At 73.5% G+C, this 20319-nt stretch carries 22 protein-coding genes; 9 read left to right on the top strand and 13 right to left on the bottom strand.

The genetic code is table 11. From position 1 onward, the window contains the following. Positions 1–40 precede the first annotated feature (40 nt). A complete protein-coding gene (gene alr / locus ACLBXO_RS11535; protein ID WP_447685456.1) occupies positions 41–1150 on the bottom strand; it encodes an alanine racemase in 1110 nt (369 codons plus the stop codon). Positions 1151–1438: 288 nt separating this feature from the next. On the opposite strand from alr, the gene ACLBXO_RS11530 reads away from it, so the two are divergent. The 5 genes from ACLBXO_RS11530 (at position 1439) to ACLBXO_RS11510 (ending at position 6122) form a co-directional block, all read left to right on the top strand. Further along, positions 1439–2047, top strand: a complete 609-nt coding sequence (locus tag ACLBXO_RS11530; protein ID WP_056523728.1) for a CvpA family protein — start codon at positions 1439–1441, stop codon at positions 2045–2047. A gap of 131 nt (positions 2048–2178) precedes the next feature. After that, complete coding sequence (purF, locus tag ACLBXO_RS11525; protein WP_091681890.1) at positions 2179–3654, top strand: amidophosphoribosyltransferase; 1476 nt, start codon at positions 2179–2181, stop codon at positions 3652–3654. Positions 3655–3718: 64 nt separating this feature from the next. Then, a complete protein-coding gene (locus ACLBXO_RS11520) occupies positions 3719–4468 on the top strand; it encodes an SDR family NAD(P)-dependent oxidoreductase (protein WP_331312693.1) in 750 nt (249 codons plus the stop codon). Between the two features lie 63 nt (positions 4469–4531). Next, entirely contained in the window at positions 4532–4942 is a 411-nt protein-coding gene (locus ACLBXO_RS11515; protein WP_012320823.1) for a dihydrofolate reductase, read from the top strand. 61 nt (positions 4943–5003) lie between these two features. After that, the gene (locus ACLBXO_RS11510; RefSeq protein ID WP_447685455.1) at positions 5004–6122 is read left to right on the top strand and encodes a carboxylate-amine ligase; all 1119 of its coding nucleotides are present in this window, start codon (positions 5004–5006) and stop codon (positions 6120–6122) included. Positions 6123–6244: 122 nt separating this feature from the next. Here the strand turns inward: ACLBXO_RS11510 and der are convergent, their stop codons facing one another. The 3 genes from der to ACLBXO_RS11495 all read right to left on the bottom strand — a co-directional run bounded on the left by der (position 6245) and on the right by ACLBXO_RS11495 (position 9100). Continuing rightward, entirely contained in the window at positions 6245–7594 is a 1350-nt protein-coding gene (gene der, locus ACLBXO_RS11505; RefSeq protein ID WP_132367058.1) for a ribosome biogenesis GTPase Der, read from the bottom strand. 31 nt (positions 7595–7625) lie between these two features. Next, positions 7626–8336, bottom strand: a complete 711-nt coding sequence (locus ACLBXO_RS11500; RefSeq protein WP_331312690.1) for a tetratricopeptide repeat protein — start codon at positions 8334–8336, stop codon at positions 7626–7628. Between the two features lie 152 nt (positions 8337–8488). Further along, on the bottom strand, positions 8489–9100 hold the full coding sequence (locus ACLBXO_RS11495) for an NnrU family protein (protein WP_447685454.1): 612 nt from the start codon (positions 9098–9100) through the stop codon (positions 8489–8491). Between the two features lie 128 nt (positions 9101–9228). Between ACLBXO_RS11495 and ACLBXO_RS11490 the strand changes: the two genes are divergently transcribed. Next, positions 9229–10458 (top strand): hypothetical protein, encoded by a 1230-nt coding sequence (locus tag ACLBXO_RS11490; protein WP_447685453.1) that lies wholly within the window; start codon positions 9229–9231, stop codon positions 10456–10458. 78 nt (positions 10459–10536) lie between these two features. Here the strand turns inward: ACLBXO_RS11490 and ACLBXO_RS11485 are convergent, their stop codons facing one another. Further along, positions 10537–10758, bottom strand: coding sequence for a hypothetical protein (locus tag ACLBXO_RS11485; RefSeq protein ID WP_331312688.1), 222 nt, complete (start codon positions 10756–10758; stop codon positions 10537–10539). A 136-nt stretch (positions 10759–10894) separates the two neighbouring features. On the opposite strand from ACLBXO_RS11485, the gene ACLBXO_RS11480 reads away from it, so the two are divergent. The 3 genes from ACLBXO_RS11480 to ACLBXO_RS11470 all read left to right on the top strand — a co-directional run bounded on the left by ACLBXO_RS11480 (position 10895) and on the right by ACLBXO_RS11470 (position 12334). After that, positions 10895–11185, top strand: coding sequence for a hypothetical protein (locus ACLBXO_RS11480; RefSeq protein WP_447685452.1), 291 nt, complete (start codon positions 10895–10897; stop codon positions 11183–11185). Positions 11186–11232: 47 nt separating this feature from the next. Beyond that, the gene (locus ACLBXO_RS11475; RefSeq protein ID WP_331312686.1) at positions 11233–11493 is read left to right on the top strand and encodes a hypothetical protein; all 261 of its coding nucleotides are present in this window, start codon (positions 11233–11235) and stop codon (positions 11491–11493) included. A gap of 76 nt (positions 11494–11569) precedes the next feature. After that, positions 11570–12334, top strand: coding sequence for a lytic transglycosylase domain-containing protein (locus tag ACLBXO_RS11470; RefSeq protein ID WP_447685451.1), 765 nt, complete (start codon positions 11570–11572; stop codon positions 12332–12334). 6 nt (positions 12335–12340) lie between these two features. On the opposite strand, the gene ACLBXO_RS11465 is transcribed toward ACLBXO_RS11470, so the two are convergent. The 8 genes from ACLBXO_RS11465 to ACLBXO_RS11430 form a co-directional block, all read right to left on the bottom strand. Continuing rightward, entirely contained in the window at positions 12341–13009 is a 669-nt protein-coding gene (locus ACLBXO_RS11465) for an SOS response-associated peptidase (RefSeq protein ID WP_447685450.1), read from the bottom strand. Positions 13010–13123: 114 nt separating this feature from the next. After that, entirely contained in the window at positions 13124–14299 is a 1176-nt protein-coding gene (locus tag ACLBXO_RS11460) for a zinc-dependent alcohol dehydrogenase (protein WP_331312684.1), read from the bottom strand. Positions 14300–14484: 185 nt separating this feature from the next. Continuing rightward, positions 14485–15726 (bottom strand): cytochrome P450, encoded by a 1242-nt coding sequence (locus ACLBXO_RS11455; protein WP_447685449.1) that lies wholly within the window; start codon positions 15724–15726, stop codon positions 14485–14487. Beyond that, positions 15719–17041 carry an NAD(P)/FAD-dependent oxidoreductase gene (locus tag ACLBXO_RS11450; RefSeq protein ID WP_447685448.1) on the bottom strand — a complete coding sequence of 441 codons (1323 nt, stop codon included), beginning with the start codon at positions 17039–17041 and terminating at the stop codon, positions 15719–15721. Before ACLBXO_RS11450 ends, ACLBXO_RS11455 begins: the two co-directional genes overlap by 8 nt. Beyond that, on the bottom strand, positions 17038–17277 hold the full coding sequence (locus ACLBXO_RS11445) for a ferredoxin (protein WP_331312682.1): 240 nt from the start codon (positions 17275–17277) through the stop codon (positions 17038–17040). Before ACLBXO_RS11445 ends, ACLBXO_RS11450 begins: the two co-directional genes overlap by 4 nt. Next, positions 17274–18590: a glycosyltransferase gene (locus tag ACLBXO_RS11440; protein ID WP_447685447.1), complete on the bottom strand. Its 1317-nt coding sequence runs from the start codon at positions 18588–18590 to the stop codon at positions 17274–17276. Before ACLBXO_RS11440 ends, ACLBXO_RS11445 begins: the two co-directional genes overlap by 4 nt. Positions 18591–18877: 287 nt before the next feature. Then, positions 18878–19510: a TPM domain-containing protein gene (locus ACLBXO_RS11435; RefSeq protein WP_091980021.1), complete on the bottom strand. Its 633-nt coding sequence runs from the start codon at positions 19508–19510 to the stop codon at positions 18878–18880. After that, a complete protein-coding gene (locus ACLBXO_RS11430; protein WP_447685518.1) occupies positions 19500–20288 on the bottom strand; it encodes a TPM domain-containing protein in 789 nt (262 codons plus the stop codon). The genes ACLBXO_RS11435 and ACLBXO_RS11430 overlap by 11 nt, the downstream gene beginning before the upstream one ends. Positions 20289–20319: the final 31 nt, after the last annotated feature.

Here is a 20319-nt window from a genome sequence, read left to right as displayed (position 1 = left end):
GTCCGGGCGCCGGCCGTCCGGCGTGTCAGGGGGAGTCGCGTCAGCCTACATAAGTTCGAACATATCGAGAACCCAGTCCGGTCAGGATCTCGTACCCGATCGTGCCGGCGGCGCGGCCGACCGCGTCGATGTCGAGGCTGTCGCCGATCAGCACCGCCTCCGCCCCGCGCCGGGCCGCGGGCGCCGCCGTGACGTCGAGGATGATCAGGTCCATGGAGACGAGGCCCAGGATCGGGCACGGGACGCCGCCGACCAGCGCCCGGCCGCGCCCGCTGATCGCCCGGGGGACGCCGTCGGCGTAGCCGAGCGATAGGGTCGCCAGCCGGCTCGGCGCGGCGGCGGTCCAGCAGCCGTTATAGCCCGCTGTGGCGCCGGCCGCGACGCCGCGCACCTGCGCGATCGCCGCTTCCAGCCGCACCACCGGGCGCATCGGGTTCGCGGCGCCCGGCGTCGGGTTGCCGCCGAACAGGGCGTAGCCCGGCCGCAGCAGGTCGTGCCGGGCCCCGTCGAGGAAGATTCCCGACGAGTTCGCCAGCGAGGCCCGGAGCCCGGGATAGGCCGCCCGGACCCGGGCGAAATCGGCGATCTGCCGGGCGTTGACCGGGTCCTCCGGCTTCTCGGCGCTGACGAAGTGGCTGAGGAGCAGGTCGATCCCGGCGGCCGCGATCCTTGCGTCCCCGGCAAGCTCCAGCGCCTCGGGCACCGACAGGCCGAGCCGGTTCATGCCGGTATCGACGTGGAGCGCCGCGGGCTGGCGGTCCCCCGCGAACGCCGCCCAGTCCGACAGCTCCTCGACGCTGCCGAGCACCGGGCGCAGCCCGTGGGCTGCGAAGGCCGCCGCGGCGCCCGGGGGCAGGCCGTTCAGCACGTAGATCGCGGCCTCCGGCAGGGCGGCCCGGGCGGCGACGCCCTCGGACAGGTGCGCGACGAAGAAGGTCCGGCAGCCGGCGGCCCACAGGGCCGGCCCGACGCGGCCGACGCCGCAGCCGTAGGCGTCGGCCTTCACCACGGCGGCGCAGTCGGCGCCGGCGCCGCGGGCCGCCAGGACCCGCCAGTTGGCCGCGATTGCCCCGAGGTCGATCGTCAGCCGGGCGCCGTGGGCGCCGATCTCCGTCACAGGTCCGGCCTCGGACACGCGGAACGCCTCCATCCATTCGCCACCGGGAGTCCGGAAGCACAGACCGGACCCCGGGCGCGACCCATAGCACCGGGACGGTGCCCGGGTGGAGCCGGGCATTCCGCGCGGCGGCGCGCGCCACGGTGATCGGCGCGTCCGATGCACGGTCTGATGCACGGTCTGATGCACGGACGGCACAGGCGCGCGATCAGGCGGGCGCGCCAGGGTGACGGCCGAGGTCGGGCTTGGTATAAATCCGCCGCGGTCCGGGGGAGCCGCACGGCCGACGCGCTATCCCCGCGGGTACCAAAAAGCTCAACGATGCCGTTTACCGTCCTGGATCTCGCCGTGCTCGGCATCGTCGCGGTCTCCGCGCTGCTCGCGGCCGTGCGTGGTGTGACCCGCGAGGTCCTGGCGATCGTCGCCTGGGTCGCGGCCGCCGCGGTCGCGTGGACGCTCCACCCCATGCTGCTGCCCACCGTGAAGCAGCACGTGAACAGCGACACCGTGGCGCTCGTCGCCTCGATCGCGGCGATCTTCCTCGGCACCCTGATCGTCGTGTCGATCATCACGGTGAAGATCTCCGACGTCGTGCTCGACTCGCGGATCGGCGCGGTCGACCGCTCCCTCGGCTTCCTGTTCGGCGCGGCCCGCGGCTTCCTGATCTGCGTGATCGGCTGGGTGTTCCTGTCCTGGCTGGTGCAGGGCAAGGTGCCGGACTGGGCCGCCCAGGCCCGCACGCGCCCGATGCTGGAGAAGTCCGGCGACGCCCTGGTGGCGCAGCTGCCGGAGAATCCGGAGGGCTTCCTCAAGCAGTTCAAGAAGCCGAAGACCGGCGCGCCGCCGAGCGATTCCGCCGACGCCCCGGCCGAGACCGACGCGGCGCCGCAGCGCCGGACCGAGACCGCGCCGACCCCGACGCGACGCTGATCTGCGGTATTCGCCGTAGGTCTCGTCGCGCGGAACGCCTAGATAGCGGTTCCGGTGGTGTACGGATTGCTTCCGCGACGACCGGCGCGCCGGCCCGTCGCCGCCGGGATCTGTGAGTGATCGACAGCCCCATGTCACACGCCGCCGCCTCCACCGACACCTTCGATCTCGATCTCGACGGCGACACCCTCCGCGAGGAGTGCGGCGTCTTCGGCATCTTCGGCCATCCGGACGCCTCGGCGATCGTCGCGCTCGGCCTGCACGCCCTGCAGCACCGGGGCCAGGAGGCGGCCGGCATCGTCTCCTTCGACGGCTCGGTGTTCCATTCCGAGCGCCGCCCCGGCCTCGTCGGCGATTCCTTCTCGGACGGCGACACGATCGCCCGCCTCAAGGGCCGCGCCGCCATCGGGCACGTGCGCTACTCGACCACCGGCGGCACGATCCTGCGCAACGTCCAGCCGCTCTTCGCGGAACTCGCCAGCGGCGGCCTCGCGGTCGCCCACAACGGCAACCTGACCAACGCCCTGTCGATCCGCCGCGACCTCGTGCGCGACGGCGCGATCACCCAGTCGACCTCGGATACCGAGGTGATCCTGCACCTCGCGGCCCGCTCGCGGAAGCCGCGGATCATCGAGCGATTCATCGACGCCCTGCAGGCGATCCAGGGCGCCTACGCGATCGTGGCGCTGACCAACAAGAAGCTGATCGGCGCCCGCGACCCGCTGGGCATCCGCCCGCTGGTGCTGGGCGAACTCGACGGCCGCTACATGCTGGCCTCCGAGACCTGCGCGCTCGACATCATCGGCGCCCGGTTCGTGCGCGACATCGAGAACGGCGAGATCGTGGTGATCTCCGAGGAGGGGATCGAGTCGATCCGTTTCGCCGACGCCGTGCCGATGCGGCCCTGCATCTTCGAGTATATCTACTTCGCCCGGCCGGACTCGGTGGTGAACGGCAAGAGCGTCTACGCGGTCCGCAAGGCGATCGGCCGCGAGCTGGCCCGCGAGGCCGCGGCGCCGGCCGACATCGTCGTGCCGGTGCCGGATTCCGGCGTTCCGGCGGCGCTCGGCTTCTCGCAGGAGACCGGGATCCCGTTCGAGATGGGGATCATCCGCAACCACTACGTCGGCCGGACCTTCATCCAGCCGACCCAGTCGGTGCGCGAGCTCGGCGTGCGGATGAAGCACTCGGCCAACCGCGCGGCGATCGAGGGCAAGAGCATCGTCCTCGTGGACGACAGCCTCGTGCGGGGCACGACCTCGGTGAAGATCGTCCGCATGATGCGCGAGGCCGGCGCCGCGGAGGTGCATTTCCGGATCGCCTCGCCGCCGATCACCTATCCGGACTTCTACGGGATCGACACGCCCGAGCGGGAGAAGCTGCTCGCCGCGACCCACGATCTCGAGGCCATGCGCAAGTATATCGGCGCCGATTCGCTGGCCTTCCTGTCGATCCCCGGCCTCTACCGGGCGATGGGCGAGGAGGCGCGCAACGCGGCCTGCCCGCAATACACAGACCACTGCTTCACGGGCGACTACCCGACCGGCCTGACCGACCTGTCCATCGCCGGCCCGAAGCGCTTCGCCATGCTGGCCGAGGCCGACTGACAGGATCCGGCCGTTTCGCGCGATCGGGCATCCCCTGCGCGCGGAAATGCGCTAGGTCCTCGCCATGGCTGAGTCTCAGAGAATCCTGGAAGGCCGCGTCGCGGTCGTCACCGGCGCGTCCCGCGGCATCGGGCGCGCCGCCGCCCTGGCGCTGGCCGGGGCCGGCGCCCACGTCATCGCGGTGGCCCGGACCGTGGGCGCCCTGGAGGAGCTCGACGACGCGATCCGCGCCGCCGGCTCCAGCGCCACCCTGGTGCCGTTCGACCTCGCCGACTACGACGCGATCGACCGCCTCGGCGCGGCGATCAACGAGCGCTGGAAGCGCCTCGACATCCTGGTCGCCAATGCCGGCATCCTCGGCGCCCTCATGCCGATCGGCCACATCACCCCGAAGATCTGGGGGCAGGTGATGGACGTGAACGTCACCGCCAACTGGCGCCTGATCCGCTCCCTCGACCCGCTGCTGCGCATGTCGGACGCGGGCCGCGCGATCTTCGTCTCGTCGGGGGCGGCCTCGAAGTGCCGGCCCTACTGGGGGCCCTACTCGGTCTCGAAGGCGGCGCTGGAGGCCCTGGTGCGGACCTACGCGGCCGAGAACGAGAGCACGGCGATCCGGGCCATGCTGCTCAATCCCGGCCCCCTGCGGACCGGCATGCGCCGCTCGGCCATGCCCGGCGAGGACCCCGAGACCCTCCGGACGCCCGAGGACCTCGCCCCCCATTTCGTGCGGCTCGCGGCACCGGACTGGGCCGAGACCGGGAAGCTGTACGATTTCCCCACCGACCGGGTGCTGCGTTTCCGCGCGCCCGAGTAAAGGGGTCCGGGGCCTGCGGCCCCGGCGGGTGGCGGGCGGAGCCCGCCGGGTTTGGGATTTGCGATGATCGACGTCCGCTGCATCTGCGCGATCGGCCTGCGGGGCCAGCTCGGCCTCAACGGCCACCTGCCCTGGGAGGGCAACACCGACCCGCTCTTCGTGGAGGACGTGACGCGCTTCTTCGCCCTGACCATGGGCCACGTGCTGATCGCCGGGCCGAAGACTGTGGCCTCGGTGCCGGAATTCGCCTTCAAGGACCGCACCATCGACGTGATCCGCAGCCACGAGGATCCGGAGGCGGTGCTCAAGCGCTATCCCGGACGGCGGATCTTCGTCGGCGGCGGGATCGCGGTGTGGAACGTCTACGCCCGGTACATCCAGAACTGGGACATCACGCGCCTTCCCTACGACGGCGAGGCCGACCGCTGGTTCGATCCCGCCTGGCTGGTCGGCGGGCCGCTGCGGACACCCTGAGCGGCACCTTCGTCCCCGCCGGCGCGTTGGCGCGCACGCGTCGCGTTTCCCGGAGACCACGATGAGCGCCCCGAGCTACCGCTTCGGCATCGAGGAGGAGTACTTCCTGGCCGACGCCGAGACCCGCGGGACGCCGCGGGGCGACCTCGCGGCCTTCCACGCCCGCGTGAAGGCGGAGCTGCCCGAGACGGGCCGCGAACTGGTCGCCGCGCAGGTCGAGGTCTGCACGCCGCCGCTCACCGACGCGGCCGCCGCCCGGGAGAATCTCGGCGGCCAGCGGCGGCAGCTCGCCGGGATCGCGGCCGAGAACGGCCTGCGGCTCTTGGCCTGCGGCACCCATCCCCTGGCGCGCTGGTCGCGCCAGACCGCCACCGACGGGGAGCGCTACAAGGGCATCCTGTCGGATGTCGGCATCGCGGCGCGGCGGGCCCTGATCTGCGGGATGCACGTCCACGTCGAGGTGCCGGATCCCGACGCGCGCGTCGACCTGATGAACCGGCTGCTGCCGTTCCAGCCGCTGCTGCTCGCGCTGTCGGCCTCCTCGCCGTTCTGGCAGGGCGAGGCGACGGGCCTGCGGGCCTACCGGCTCAGCGTCTTCGGGGAATTGCCGCGCACCGGCCTGCCGGAACTGTTCGCCGACGCCGCCGCCCACGCGCGGTTCGTCGCCATCATGACCCGGTCGGGCGCCATCGCGGACGCGAGCTTCCTGTGGTGGTCGCTGCGGCCCTCCATCAAGTTCCCGACCTTGGAGCTGCGCATCGCCGACGCCTGCACGCGCCTCGACGACTCGCTCTGCATCGCGGCCCTGTTCCGCTGCCTCGTGCGCCTGTGCGCGCGCCGGCCCGACCTCCATGCCGGGCTCGACGGCGTCTCGCGGGCGCTGGCCTCGGAGAACCTCTGGCGCGCCCAGCACGGCGGCGTCGCCGCGTCCCTGATCGACGAGGCGCGGGGCGAGGCCGTGCCGTTCGCCGAGGCGCTGGAGGCGGTGCTCGCGCTGGTGGCGGAGGACGCGGACGCCCTCGGCTGCGCGGCGGACGTGGCCCGCGCGCGGGCGATCGTGGCGGAGGGGACCAGCGCGGACGGGCAGATCGCGGCCTACGAGGCCGCGCTCGCCGCCGGGCAGGACGAGCGCGCCGCCCTGGCAGCCGCGGTGGACTGGATCGCCGACGCGGCGCGCTGAGGAGTGCCGCACCCGCGCCGTCATCGCGAGCGCAGCGAAGTGACCCAGGGTTGCGCGGCGTCGGCCATCGTGACGCTGTCTGGGTTGCTTCGCTCCGCTCGCAAGGGCGACCGGAGGTCGGATCAGCCCTTGTCGAACGGGTTCTGCGAGGTCCGCAGGGACAGGCGGATCGGGGTGCCCGGCAGGTCGAACGCCTCGCGTAGGCCGTTCACCAGATAGCGCGTGTAGGATTTTGGCAGGGCGTTGAGCTGGTTGCCGAACAGCGCGAAGTGCGGCGGCCGGCTCTTCACCTGCGTGGCGTAGCGGATCTTGATCCGCCGGCCCGACACCGCCGGGGGCGGGTTGCGGGAGGTGGCCTCGTTCAGCCAGTCGTTGATGCGCGAGGTGGAGACGCGCCGGTCCCAGACCTCGGCGGCCTGCACCACCGCCTGCATCAGCTTGTCGACACCGTCGCCCGCGAGGCCGGAGAGCGGCACGACCGCGACGCCGCGCACCTGCGGCAGCAGCCGGGTGCAATCCTCCCGGAGCTGCTTGAGCAGGCCCGGCTGGTCGGCGACCAGGTCCCACTTGTTGAGACCGATCACCAGGGCGCGTCCCTCGCTCTCGACGAGGTCGACGATCGTGAGGTCCTGCTTCTCGAACGGGATCGTGGCGTCGAGGAGCACCACCACCACCTCGGCGAAGCGCACGGCGCGCAGGCCGTCCGAGACCGCGAGCTTCTCCAGCTTGTCGTCGATCCGGGCGCGGCGGCGCATCCCGGCCGTGTCGTGCAGCTTGATCCGCCGCCCGCGCCACTCCCAGTCCAGGGAGATCGAGTCGCGGGTGATGCCGGCCTCGGGGCCGACGAGCAGCCGGTCCTCGCCGAGCATGTTGTTGATCAGGGTCGACTTGCCGGCATTCGGGCGGCCGACGATGGCGACCTTCAGGGCGCGGCCGCCGGGGGCGTCGTCGTCGGCCTCCTCGTCCTCGTCGCGCTGAGGCAGGGCGCCCTTGAGCGCCTCGTGCAGCTCGCCCAGGCCCTCGCCGTGCTCGGCCGAGAACGGGATCGGGTCGCCGAGCCCGAGGGTGAAGGCTTCGTAGGCGCCGGCGAGACCGGCGCCGCCCTCGGCCTTGTTGGCGATCAGGATCACCGGGCAGCCGGCGCGGCGCACCAGCTCGGCGAAGGGCTGGTCGGCCGGCAGCACGCCGGCGCGGGCGTCGATGACGAACAGGACCACGTCGGCGGCGAGGATCGCCGCCTCGGTCTGCATCCGCATCCGGCCCGTGAGGGTCTTCTCGTCGGCCTCTTCCAGGCCGGCGGTGTCGATCACCCGGAACTGGAGGCCGCCGAACGCGACGTCGCCCTCGCGCCGGTCGCGGGTCACGCCCGGGCGGTCGTCGACCAGCGCGAGCTTCTTGCCCACGAGGCGGTTGAACAGGGTCGACTTGCCGACGTTCGGCCTCCCGACGATCGCGACGGTCGGCATATCCATGGTGGTTCTCGAGACAGTCCGGACGATGAAATCAGCGCGTGATCGGCGGGGGCGGCGCGGCGGGCTCGGGCTTGGCGGCGGTCACGGTCACGGGACCGCCCGCCACGATCGCCGCGTAGACCTCGATCCGCTCGCGCAGGTTCCGCGGCGTGTCGGGATCGGCCACGATCTGGTCGAACCAGCGGCTGGCGTCCTCGTAATCGCCCTTCTTCAGGGCGGCGAGGCCCAGCATCTCGCGGGCGGTGTGGCGGAACGGCGTCCCGGCCGCGAGGCCCTGGAGGTTGGCGAGCGCCGGGTCCGGGTTCGGCCCGTCGAGGCGCAGCAGCGCGGCGCGCAGGCGCGCGAGGTCGCGCAGGCCGTCGCCGAGGCCGGTATCGTCGGCGAGCTTGTCGAACTCCGCCGCCCCCGCCGCCGGATCGCGCTTGCCGGCCTCGGCCGCTGCCCGGAAGCGGGCGAGCAGGCGGTAGCCGGCCGGGCCCTGCGCCTCCAGCGTGTCGAAGGCCTTGTCGGCCTCCGCGACCTTGCCGTCCTTGGCGAGGCGGTTGGCGTCGTCGAACTGCACCGAGGCCACCTCGGCGGCCGCGCGCTGCTGGGCCTGCCAGTAGCGCCAGCCCGCGACGCCCGCCACCACGAGCACGGCGAGCGCGATGATCACGCCGCTGTAGCGTTTCCAGATCTGGAGGATCCGGTCGCGGCGGTAATCCTCGTCGACCTCGCGAAGGAACTCGTTGTTCTCGGCCATTCTATCCCGGCCCGCATGATTTCAGCGGACCACCTCGTCTCGTTCGGGCCCCGCGCCTAACACACGGGCGGCGGGTTGGCGACAGGCCATGTCTCAGGCCATGTCTCAAGCATGTCTCAAGGGCCGCCTCAGGTGCCGCCGCGGGTGCCGGCTCAGGCCGCGCTGCCCGGCCAGACCGGCACGCCGATCACCGGGTAGTGCAGGTAGCGGGCGAAGACGAACCACGCGGCCGTGCCGATCACCAGGGCCAGGACGTCGTTGCGCCAGCCCAGGGGCGCCGTCGCCGGGCCGCCGTGCTGGGCCGCGACCGCCCCGGGGGCGAGGTCCCGGCGCTTGGCGCTGATCCGCGCGGCCACCGCCCAGGCGAGGAAGCCGCCGAACAGCAGCATCGAGCCGAGATCGCCGTTGGCGAGGAGGTGCGCCGTTGCCCAGATCTTCACGGCGAGCAGCATCGGGTGCTTGGCCTTGGCGCGGATATGGCCCGGCAGGTAGGCGGCCGCGAGGCAGACGAAGGCGGCCCAGACCAGGGTCAGGGCGAGGTGGCGCGTCCAGACGGGCGGATCCCAGACCGGGATGTAGCCGGCGAGCCGGTAATCGTGGAAGCCGATCCCGATCAGCACGAGGCCGAGCAGCGACAGGGCGGTGTAGCCGAGCTTGTAGCGGCCCTCGCCGATCCGGCCGACGATCGCGGCGCGCCGGGTGCGGGCCATCGAGAAGGCGTGCGTGCCGAGGAACAGCACCAGCCCGAGGATCAGGAGAACCATGGATGACTTTCGGTCGGGCCGCGCGCGTCCGGTCGGCGGCGAGCACGCGGCAAGCACTCTGTAAGGGTTCTCAAGCGAATCTCCGCCTGTTTGTCCAGGCGCGGCCGGGACGCAGCCGGGTGGCGACCATGGGATGGGCGAACGGGATCGCCGGACGGGCGCGCGCCGCGCGCCGCGGATCCGGAACGGCCGCGCGGCGCATCCTCCCGACTCTGCTCCCGCTCCTCCCGCACGCAGCCGCGGCCGCGCCCGAGCCGCCGCTCTCGGCGCTGACCCTGGTCGGGCCGCCCGCGCTCGTCTTCAAGGCGGGGCGCGACGCCTGCGACGGCGCCGACGTGCCCGACGCGCCGGCGCGCGCCTTCCGGGACGCGTCGGGCGCGGTGGCGCTCTACGGGATGCATTACCGCAACCGGGCGCTGCGCGGCCCCGACCTCGAACATCTCAAGCTCGACTGCGCGGTGGTGCTCGATTCGGGCGAGAAGCCCGACCCGGCCGCCTACGACGACCGCTCCTGGATCACCGCGACCTGGACCGACGACGGGACCCGCGTGGCCGCGCTCCTCCACCACGAGTACCAAGCCAACGAGCATCCCGGCCGCTGCCCGGCCGCCAGCTACATGGCCTGCTGGTACAACACGATCACCGCCGCCGCCTCGGCGGATGGCGGCCGCAGCTTCGCGCGGCAGAGCCCGCCCACGGTCGTCGCCGGGGCGCCGTTCCGGCAGGAGATCGACCAGGGCCGCCACCGCGGCTTCTTCAACCCGTCGAACATCGTGGCCGACGGAAGGTGGCGCTACGTCCTCGTCTCGACCACCGGCTGGACCCGGCCCGGCAGCGATCAGGAGGCGGGGGTCTGCCTGTTCCGCAGCGACGACCCGGCCGACCCGACCCGGTGGCGGGCCTGGACCGGCACCGGCTTCACCGCCGCCTTCCCGGACCCCTACCGCGCCGCCCGCCCGAACACGGCGACCTGCCGGCCGGTCGGGCCGTTCCCGGGCCCGGTCGGCGCCGTCGTCCGGCACCGCGGCTCCGGCGCCTGGATCGCCGTGTTCATGGCCAAGGCGGGGGAGGGCTTTCCCCAGTCGGGCTTCTACTGGACGACCTCCCGCGACCTGGTCACCTGGGACAGCCCGCGCCTGCTCCTGGAGGGCGCGACCCTCTACGACGACCCGTGCGCGGCGACGGCGCCGCTCCTCGCCTACCCGTCGCTGCTCGACCCGGACGCGCGCGGCCGCAACTTCGACGACGTCGGCGACCGGGCGCTGCTGACCTACGCGAGCCTGCGCACGGAGGGCTGCACGATCACCTCCGACCGCGACCTGCTGCGCCGACCGGTGGCGATCCGCGTCTGGCCCTGATCCCGCTCGACCGACGGGCCCCTCCCGCGCGACACCGACCCGAGCTTCGGCCGCATCCCACCCGACCGGGCCGCGGCTCTACGGAGCGGGCCGGCCGAGCGCCACCGTGTAGGACGGGCCGGCCGCGACGGAGCGCCCGGAAACGCCGATCCGCTGGCAGAGCACGGTGCCGAGGGTCACGCTCAGCATCAGCGCGGTCGCGGAGAGCAGGACCGTGGTCGCCCGGGCATAGGCGCGACCGGCATGGATCAGCAGGCAGCCGAACGCGAAGATCGCGACGGCCTGGAACAGGTGCTGCACGGGCGACGTCCTCTCTGGCGGCGGACGCGCGGTCCAGGCCGGCCGGGATCGAGCGCCATCGTGTCCGAGCGGCGTGAAAACGCGGTTAACGTCGGGTATAGCTGGCTCCGGAGTCGCCCGCTTAGAGAGAATCCGCATGTCGCGTTCGAGGGTTCCGGAGGCGCAGAGCCGCCCCGGCGGGACGGGGGTGATCCCGTCCCAAGACACGGCGATCCTGGGATCGGGCGCCGTCGGCGCGGGGGCGATCGGGGCGTCGGCCCTGGGCGCCCTGGCCCTCGGGGCCGCGGCCCTCGGCGTCGTGGCGGTCGGCGCCTTCGCGATCGGCCGCCTCTCGGTGGGCCGCGCCCGGGTCGGCACCCTGGAGGTCGGCTCGCTGGAGATCGACACGCTCACGGTGCGGTCGGTGCGGATGCCGGACCGCGGCTGAGCCGCGGCGGCGGGCTCGGCACCGGGAGAAGTGTGAGGAGGGGAGCGATGACCGATCGGAAACCGCCCTTCCGGCCCGCGGACGCGGTCGACGCCCTCGGCGAGGTCGAGGGCGATTTCGTCCTGCCGCTCTGCCTGCCCGGAGCCAACCTGCTGATCGGCGAGGACCTCGCCATGCTGGTCCTCGACACGATCCACGGGCAGCGGGTCGGCCTGCCGCTGAGCCAGCAGGGCGCGGCCGACCTCCACGCGGTCCTGGGCGAGGCCCTGCGGCTGCTTCAGGCGCGGGACCGCGGCCCCATCCAGTAGGGTGCTCGCGCCGCGGCGAAAGGCTTCGTTGAGGCGGCCGGGCTAGACAGGCCCCGGTTCCTCTCCAGGGCGGCCGATGCGCGCTCCGTTGCTTCTCCTGCTGCTGACCTGCGCCGCCCCAGCGCAGGCCCGGCCCGCCACCTTCCTGGCGGTGCACGCCGTCGGCATGGCCGCGCTGCCGCCGGTCCCGCCCGCGCCTGCGGCCGCACCCGCACCGGTCGCCGCCGACGCCCGCGCCCGCTACCTGCCGCTCATCGCCCGCGAGGCCGCCGGCACCGGCCTGCCCCTCGCGGTGGCCGACGCCGTCGCGCGGATCGAGAGCGGCTACGACCCCACCGTGGTCGGCAGCGTCGGCGAGGTCGGCCTGATGCAGGTCCGCCCGACCACCGCGGCGATGCTCGGCTTCCGCGGCACCGTCGCGGAGCTGGCCTCGCCGGAGATCAACGTCCGCTACGGCGTCCGTTACCTCGCCGAGGCGTGGCGCCGGGCCGACGGCGACCTCTGCCGCGCCCTCATGAAGTACCGGGCGGGCCACGGCGCGGAGGCGATGTCGCCGCTGTCGCAGCTCTACTGCGCCCGCGCCCAGGCGATCCTCGGCAACCCGGAGGCGCGCGTCGTCCGGGCGAGCGCCCGCGCGGCGGCTCCGGTCGGTCTCGCCGCGCGCCCCTCGGGCCCCGCCCACCGGTCGCGCGTCGCCGCCGTCCCGGCGAAGCCGATGTCGTTCTGGGAGGCGCACCGCGCGCGCATCGCCCGGCTCAACGCCGCCGTGGTGTCGCGGTGGCGGGCGCGCGGCTGGTCGGCCGCGCCCGACGGCGCCTCCGGCGAGCCGGCCGGCGGCTAGCGCCTCTCACGCCTCGGCTTCGGCCTCCGGCCCGTCCGAGCGGGCGCCGCGGGCGACCTCGCGCATCGCCGTGTCCGGCAGCGGCCTCTGGAGCCGGAGCGCCTCCGCGGTCGGCGCCTCCAGCCACGTCGCCCACTCCTCCGGCTTCGTGAGCAGCACCGGCATGGCCTTCGGATGGACCGGCCCGACGACGCCGTTCGCCTCGGTGGTCAGGAAGGCGAAGAGCCGGTGCTCCTCGGCGACCCGGTCGGGGTTCTCGCGCTTCGTGCCGCGCACGCCGGTCCAGGGCCGCCAGATCCCCGCGAAGGCGAAGAGCGGCCGGTCCTCGTCGAGGGCGAACCAGACCGGCGTCTTGCGCGGCCTGGTGTCGGCGTACTCGCTGAAGGCGGTGACCGGCACGAGGCAGCGGTGGGCGACCCCGAGCCAGGGCCGCCAGTGCGGGCTCGCGGCGTTGCGCACGTTGGTGATCGGATGCTCGCCGAACGCCTTCGGCCCCGGCATGCCCCAGCGCATCATCGCGAGGTCCCGGCCGGTCGCGCCGGTCAGGACCACCGGCGCCAGCTGGTCGGGAAAGATAGCCGGCAACAGCGGGAGGTTTCCGGTGCGATCCTCCGCGATGCCGAAGGCCCGGCGCAGGTCCGCGGGGCCGGTCCGCAGGCTGTAGAGATTGCACATGGACGTCCCGCGCGGTCGGTGAGCACGGGGCCGGCTTACACGTTTCCGGGACGCCGCGCACAGCCCGGCGGTGCGGGCGCGTCCCGGCCGGTCGCAGACCGGGACGCCGCCGCCTCAGTTCAGGTGGAACACCACCTTCACGCAGCCGTCCTTCTTGTCGCGGAAGGCCTTGTAGAGGTCCGGCCCCGCCGCGAGGTCCTGCGAGCGGTGGGTGATCAGGGAGGTCGTGTCGATCTTGCCCTCCTGGATCAGCTTGGTCAGCGGCTCGAGGTAGCGCTTCACGTGGGTCTGCCCGCTCTTGAGGGTCAGGCCCTTCTGGACGATCGAGCCCATGTTGACCGGGATCGGCCCGCCGTAGACGCCCGGCACCGAGACGATCCCGCAGGGGCGGACCGCCTTGATGGCCTCGGCCAGCGCGTAGGGCCTCTCGGTGGCGGTGAGCTTCTCCTGCACCGTCGACAGCATGCCGGTGAGACCGCCGTGGCCGGCGCTCGCCTCCATGCCGACGCAGTCGATCACGCCGTCGGCGCCCTGGCCCTTGGTGATCTCCTTGATCCGCTCGAACACGTCCTCGTTCATGAAGTCGATGACGTCGGTGGCGCCGGCCTTCTCGGCGAGGGCGATCCGCTCGGGTACGGTCTCGATGGCGATGATCCGCCCCGCTCCCATGATCTTCGCCGACTGGATCGCGAAGATGCCGACCGGGCCGGTGCCCCAGACCGCGATCGTCTCGCCGCCCCGGATCTCGCAGTGCTCGGCGCCCTGCCAGCCGGTGGGCAGGATGTCGGTGAGGAACAGGACGGACTCGTCGTCCATGCCGTCCGGCACCTTCATGGGCGCGACGTCCGCCATGGGCACGCGCACGTACTCGGCCTGACCGCCCGCGTAGCCGCCGGTGAGGTGCGAGTAGCCGAACAGGCCGGCCGTCGTGTAGCCGAACTGCGCGGCCGCCATCTCGGCGTTGCGGTTCGAGCGCTCACACACGGAAAAATTGCCGAGCTTGCACTGCCGGCAGGAGCCGCAATTGATGTTGAAGGGCACGACGATCCGGTCACCCTTCTTGAACTTGGTGAAGCCCTGTCCGACCTCGACGACCTCGCCCATGAATTCGTGACCGAGGACGTCGCCGCTCTTCATGGTCGGCATCAGGCCGTCCATCAGGTGCAGGTCCGAGCCGCAGATCGCGCAGCTCGTGACCTTGATGATGACGTCGCGGGAATCCTCGATGACCGGATCCGGGACCGTGTCGCAGCGGATGTCGTTGCGGCCGTGCCAGCACAGTGCCTTCATGGCGTCGTCTCTCCGGGAGCTCTCGGGATCGCGGCCGTCTCGGCCGTTCTTCCGTAAAGCCCGCCTCGGTACGGCCAAGTTCCGGAGCCGCCGCCCGACCGCCTCGGGCGAAGGGGTTTACAAATGTTTCACGTGAAACAGCCCCGTTCACCGGCGCTTTACGACTCGCGCCGGCCAGGTCCGGATCAGGCGATCCCGTCGATGCCGATCCCGAGCTGTTCCGGTCCCCGGAGCGACGCGCCCGGCCTGTAGGGCGGCGGATCGACCGCGAGGCGCGGGGCGACGAGGCGGCGGCTCAGCGCCACCAGGGCGATCTCGGCCTCGAGCCGCGCCAGCGGCGCGCCGACGCAGTAGTGCAGGCCCCCGCCGAAGCCGAAATGCTCGATGTCGCCCCGGTCGGGATCGAAGCGGTCGGGCTCCGCGAACCGGTCGGGATCGCGGTTGGCGGCGGCGAACATCAGGATGACGGGCGCGCCCTTCGGGATCATCTCGCCGGCCACCGCGATCGCGCCGAGGGCCTTGCGGGTCCGGAAATGCACCGGCGGCTCGTAGCGCAGGACCTCCTCGATCAGGCGCGGCGCGCGCTCCGGATCGGACCGGAGCCGCTCCAGCTCCTCGGGATGCCGGAGCAGGGTCAGCATGGCGTTGGTGATGAGGTTCACGGTGGTCTCGTGGCCGGCGACCAGCAGCAGGACCGCCGTCGACAGGAGGTCGAAGTCGCTCATCTGCTTCCGGCCGTCCGGACCGGGGGCGGCGAGGCCGCTCAGCATGTCGTCGGCCGGGTGCCGCCGCTTCTCGCGGATGAGGTCGCGCATGTAGGCGGCGATCTCGTCGAAGGCGCCGACGATCTGGCGCCGGGTCGCGTCGTCGTGGCGCGCGTCCGGCTCGACGGCCGTGGCGAGATGCGTCGCCCAGGCCTGGAACCGCGGCTCGTCCTCGCGCGGCACGCCGAGCAGCTCGCAGATCACCGTCACCGGCAGCGGGTAGGAGAGGTCGCTCACGAGACAGACCTCCCGCCGGTCCCGGCACGCGTCGATCAGGGCGTCCACCTCCCGGGCGATCCGCGGCCGCAGCGCCTGCACCCGCGCGATCGAGAATTCCCGCATCACCAGGCTGCGCAGCCGGTCGTGGTCCGGCGGATCGCGGAAGATGAACGGGCGGTGCGTGGCGCTGATGCGGTTCTTGATCGGGTTGAGGATCAGGTCCTTGAGCGGGTTGCCGGTGCGGGGCCGCCGGGGCGGCGGCAGGTCTTCGGAGCTGAGCCGCGGGTCGAACAGCAGGCTGCGGATCGCCGCGTGCGTGGAGACGACGTAGCTGCCGTCGCGCTGGCGGGAGACCGGCTGCCGCCGCAGCCGTCGATAGAGCGGGTACGGGTCGGCCCGGTTGGCCGGATCCATCACGGCGGCGAACAGCGCGTCGTCAGACATCGACGGTCTCGGCGGAAGGTCGCGCCGGGGCGGCGCGGCGCGGCGGGAAGCCCGGGGCCGCCATCTCGACGCGGGGCCGGTCGGTGGCGTCGGTGATCGGCGGGAACGGGTCGCCGGCCGTGATCGCCTCCGCGTAGGCCGGCAGCCAGCGGGCCTGATCGAACGAGACGGCCGCGACGCTGCGCCCGGCGCGGCCGTAGACGGCGAGGAAGCGGCGGGAGGCCCGGGACCCCTGCACCACAGCGACGGAATCGGCGCCGTCAGGGAGCCCGACCAGCTTGATGTTGATCCCGAACTGACTCGACCAGAAGGCCGGCAGGTGGCCGTAGGGGCGCTGGTCGCCGGGGCCTGCCAGCAAGTTGCGCGCGGCGTGCGCGGCCTGCTCGACGGCGTTGCCCCAGTGCTCGACGGCGATCAGGCGGTTGCCGTAGAGCGGGATCGGCCACCGGGCGACGTCGCCCGCGGCGTAGATGTCCGGGCAGGGCGCCCCGGCGGCGTCGAGGACCCGGCAGGCCGCGTCGCAGGTCACGCCGCCGGCATCGGCGCGCAGGCCCGCGTCCCGCAGCCAGCCGGTCGCCCGGGTCGCCCCCAGGGCGGCGATGACCAGGTTGGTCTCGATAGCGCTGCCGTCCGCCAGCCGGGCCCGGGCGACGTGCCCGGACGCGTCACCCTCGAAGGCCCGCACCATCGTGCCGGGGCGGAACGTGGCGCCGGATTCCCGCAGGCGCTCGGCGATCACGCCGCCCACGAAGGCCCCGAGACCCCGGGCCAGGGGCGCGGCGTTCGGGTCGACCAGGGTCACGGGCAGCCCGAGGTCGCGCAGGCAGGAGGCCGCCTCGCAGCCGATCAGGCCGCCGCCGACGATGAGCACCTGACGCGGGCGCGCCAGCAGGGCGTCCCGCAGGCCGGCCGCGTCGTCGCGCCCCCGCAGGGTGAAGATGCCGGCGAGCCCGCCGCCGGTCTCGGCCGGCCAGGGCCGGGCCTCGGCGCCGGTGCAGATCAGCAGGGCCTCGTAGGCCAGCGCCGAGCCGTCGGCGAGCCGGAGCGTGCGGGCCGCCCGGTCGAGGGCGACGGCCGGGCTCCCGAGGCGCCAGCGGGCGCGCAGATCCGCCAGTTCCGGCAGCCGGGTCGCGTCGGCGGCGAGTTCGCCGGCGAGCACGTGCTTCGACAGGGGCGGGCGGTCGTAGGGGCGGTACGGCTCGGCGCCGACCAGGGTGAGCGGGCCGTCGTAGCCGCCCCGGCGCAGCGCCTCGGCGCCGCGCAGGCCGGCGAGCGAGGCCCCGACCACCACGATGCCGGCGGGTTCGGGGCTCACGGCGCGCCCCCGTCGTCCGGGCCGGCCTGGAGGCTGATGGCGCGGACCGGGCAGGCCTGCACGGCCCGCTCGATGGCGCCGCGGCGGTCGGCCGGGGGCGCGGGATCGTAGAACAGGATCTCGTGGCCGCGGATCGCGAAGGCGTCCGGCGCGGCGTAGCAGCACTGGGCGTAGCCCTGGCAGCGGTTGAGATCCACGACGACCCGGAGCGCCGCCGCGTCGGAGGCCGGCTTCACGCCGACCTCGCGAGCGGGCGCGCGATCCCGGCATCGGCCACGGCGCGCGCGAGATCGTCCAGAGCCGTCAGGATCGACGCCATGGCGTCCCGGGCCGCGAAGGCGTCCCGCAGCGCCCCGGCGCGCGCGCGGAAGCCGGGCTCGTCGAGCACGCGCGCCACCGCGGCGCCGACCGCCTCCGGGCCCGGCGCGTTGGTCCCGAGGTTGATCCCGACGCCGGACCAGCCGATGCGCGCGTTCACCTCCGCCTTGTCCTCGGTCAGGCCGGCCGAGACGATCGGCACGCCGGCGGCGAGCGCCTGCGAGACGCTGCCGTAGCCGCCGTTGGTCACGAGCACGCTCACCCGCGGCAGCAATTCGCGGAACGGCAGGAAGCACGACACGCGGGCGTTGGCCGGAACCGGAACCTTCAGCGCGTCCACGGGGCGGCCGCCGGTGGTGGCCAGGACCAGCAGATCGTCCCGGTCGGCCAGGGCGGTCAGGGTCGGCTCGACCAGCTCGCCGAAATCCGCGTTGGCCAGCGTGCCCTGGGTGACCAGCACGACGGGCCGGCCCGCCGCGTTCGCCGCCTCCAGATCGGGCCACCAGCCCGGGAGCGGCGCGGGCGGGGTCGGCGGCTGGAGAAGGCCGATGAAGCGCAGGCCCGGCGGCAGGGTGCCGTACTCGTACTCGAAGCCCGGCACGGTCGGCTGCAGGAACAGGTCCGGCAGGACCACGATCGAGTGGGGCAGGGATGCCGGCAGGGGCGGCAGGCCGAGCGCGGCGAGCTTCGCGTCCGTGTAGGCCCGCACCGGGTTGACGAAGGCCGCGTCCATGCCGGCCTTCAGGGTGGCGTAGCGGACGAGGTCGTCCCGGTCGCGGGCCGGCGGCAGGCCGAGGCCCACGGGCGCGTGGTCGGGCCGGTCGAGGAACAGGATGCTGACGTTGACGGTCACGATCGGCGGCCGCTGCGCGCTGTCGAGGAGCAGCGGCAGCGCGCCCAGGAACATGCTGCCGGCCAGGATCACGTCGGGCGTCTCGGCCGCGATCAGCGCCCGCAGGGCGGCGGCCTGGACCGGCATCGGATCCACGAACCGGCGCTCGAACTCGCGGCGGTAGCGCTCCGGGCCGGCCGGCAGCTCGGTCTCGCGGTACTCGGCGGCGTGGTTGTCCGCGTAGGGCGCGAAGCGCAGGCCCGCCGCCTCGACCTTCGGCCGGAAGGCCGGGTCGGTGAGCACGAGGACGGAATCCCCCCGGGCCGCCGCCGTCCGGCCGATGGCGAGGAGCGGGTTCACGTGGCCGGTGAGCGGCGTCGCGGCGATCAGGATCTTCATCACGGCCTCCTCGCGCCGCCGGTCGTGCCGGCGTCGCTCCTGCTCGGGTGCCGGCGCTTTCAGGCGCGGGCGCCCCGTGGCCCCCGGCGCGCCGGACTCACAGGGGAAATCGCCGCCGGTCCACCGCAGTTACACAACCCCAGGGTGCTTGGTGCGGCGCCGCACCATCGCATCCGGTTGAAGCCCGACGCAATATCGGAGTGTCACAGGCCACAGCGATCGTGCGGCCTGCCGGCACGCGGCGCGTCCTCCGTTCGGACGACGGCGGACCGCGGCTGACCGCGACCTCAGTCGACCACGACGACCCGGTTCGGCAGCTCGTCGGGGTCGCCCGGACCCGCCGGGAGATGTTCCGCCAGGCAGGCCCCGACGCGCGCGACCGCGGCGGTCAGGCCGTCCTCGATGGCGCCGCGCCCCAGCGCCGGTATCAGCTCGGCGAGGATCCCGTCCCAGGCGGAGGGCGGGATCTCCCGCAGGACCCCGAGATCGGTGACGATCTCGGCGTGCCGCTCGGCGAGCGACAGGTAGAGTAGGATCCCGGTGCGCCGGCGCGTCAGGCTCAGGCCGCGCGACCAGAAGGCCCGCCGGGCCGCCTCCCGGGCGCGGGCGCGACGCAGGCGGCGCGGCACCAGGGCCATGCGCAGCCGCTCGTTCTGGCTCGCCGCGAGGATCGCCGCCACGAGGGCCGCCTGCGCCAGCAGGATCGACGCGGCGCTCCAGGCGGTCAGGGCGATCAGCGGCCAGGGCAGGACCAGCGCCGCGACGAGCGCGGTGAGCAGCACGATCGAGCGGTAGGCGCCGGCGCGCCGGCTCACCATCACGACGATCTCGCCGGAGGTCCCGGCCTCCGCGCGCCCGACCGCGTGTGCCAGCCGCTCCCGCGCTTCCGGTGTCAGGACAGCCGCGCGTCTACCAGTCACCGGAGGCCCCTCCGCCGCCCGACGAGCCGCCGCCGCCGGAAAACCCACCGTCGAAACCGCCCGAGGAGCCGCCCGAGCCGCCGTCCGAGAAGCCGCCGCCCCAGCCGCCCGAGCCGGGCCCCGGCAGGATGACGAGGCCGCCGGGCCTCGACCGGCCGCCCCGGCTCATGCGCCACGCGACGAAGACCACGATCAGGAGAAGGATGACGAAGACCGCCACCTGGGCGGGATCGACCTCGTCGGCCCGCACCTCGGGCTTGCGCTGCCAGTCCTGCGCGTCTCCGGCCAGGATCGACAGGATGCCGTCGACGCCGGCGTCGAGGCCGCCGAAATAGTCGCCGGTCTTGAAGCGCGGCGTGATGGCGCTCGCGATGATGACCTTGGACAGGGCGTCGGTCAGCGCCCCCTCCAGGCCGTAGCCGACCTCGATCCGGACCTTCCGCTCGCTCGGCGCCACCAGCAGCAGGACGCCGTTATTGGTTTTGGCCTGCCCGAGCTTCCAGTCCCGGAACAGGCGGTTGGCGTAGTCCTCGACGGTCGTGCCCTGCAGGTTCGGCACCGTGGCGACGACCACCTGATCCGAGGTCTTGTCCTCGTGTGCCTTGAGCTTGGCCTCCAGGGTGCCGCGCTGCTCCGGCGTCAGGATGCCCGCCGCGTCGACCACGCGTCCGGTCATCGGCTGGAAGGTCAGCTCGGCCGCCATCGCCCCGATCGCGGTGATCGTCAGGCACGCCGCCAGGACGGCGAGCGACAGGACGTGCCGCGCCCGGACGGGCATGGCCCGGCACACGGTCCGGCCCATATGCGCC

It is taken from the genome of Methylobacterium sp. C33D, assembly GCF_053345825.1.
The sequence above is the reverse complement of the archived record's forward strand: the minus strand, read 5'-3'. Positions and strand labels throughout refer to the sequence as shown.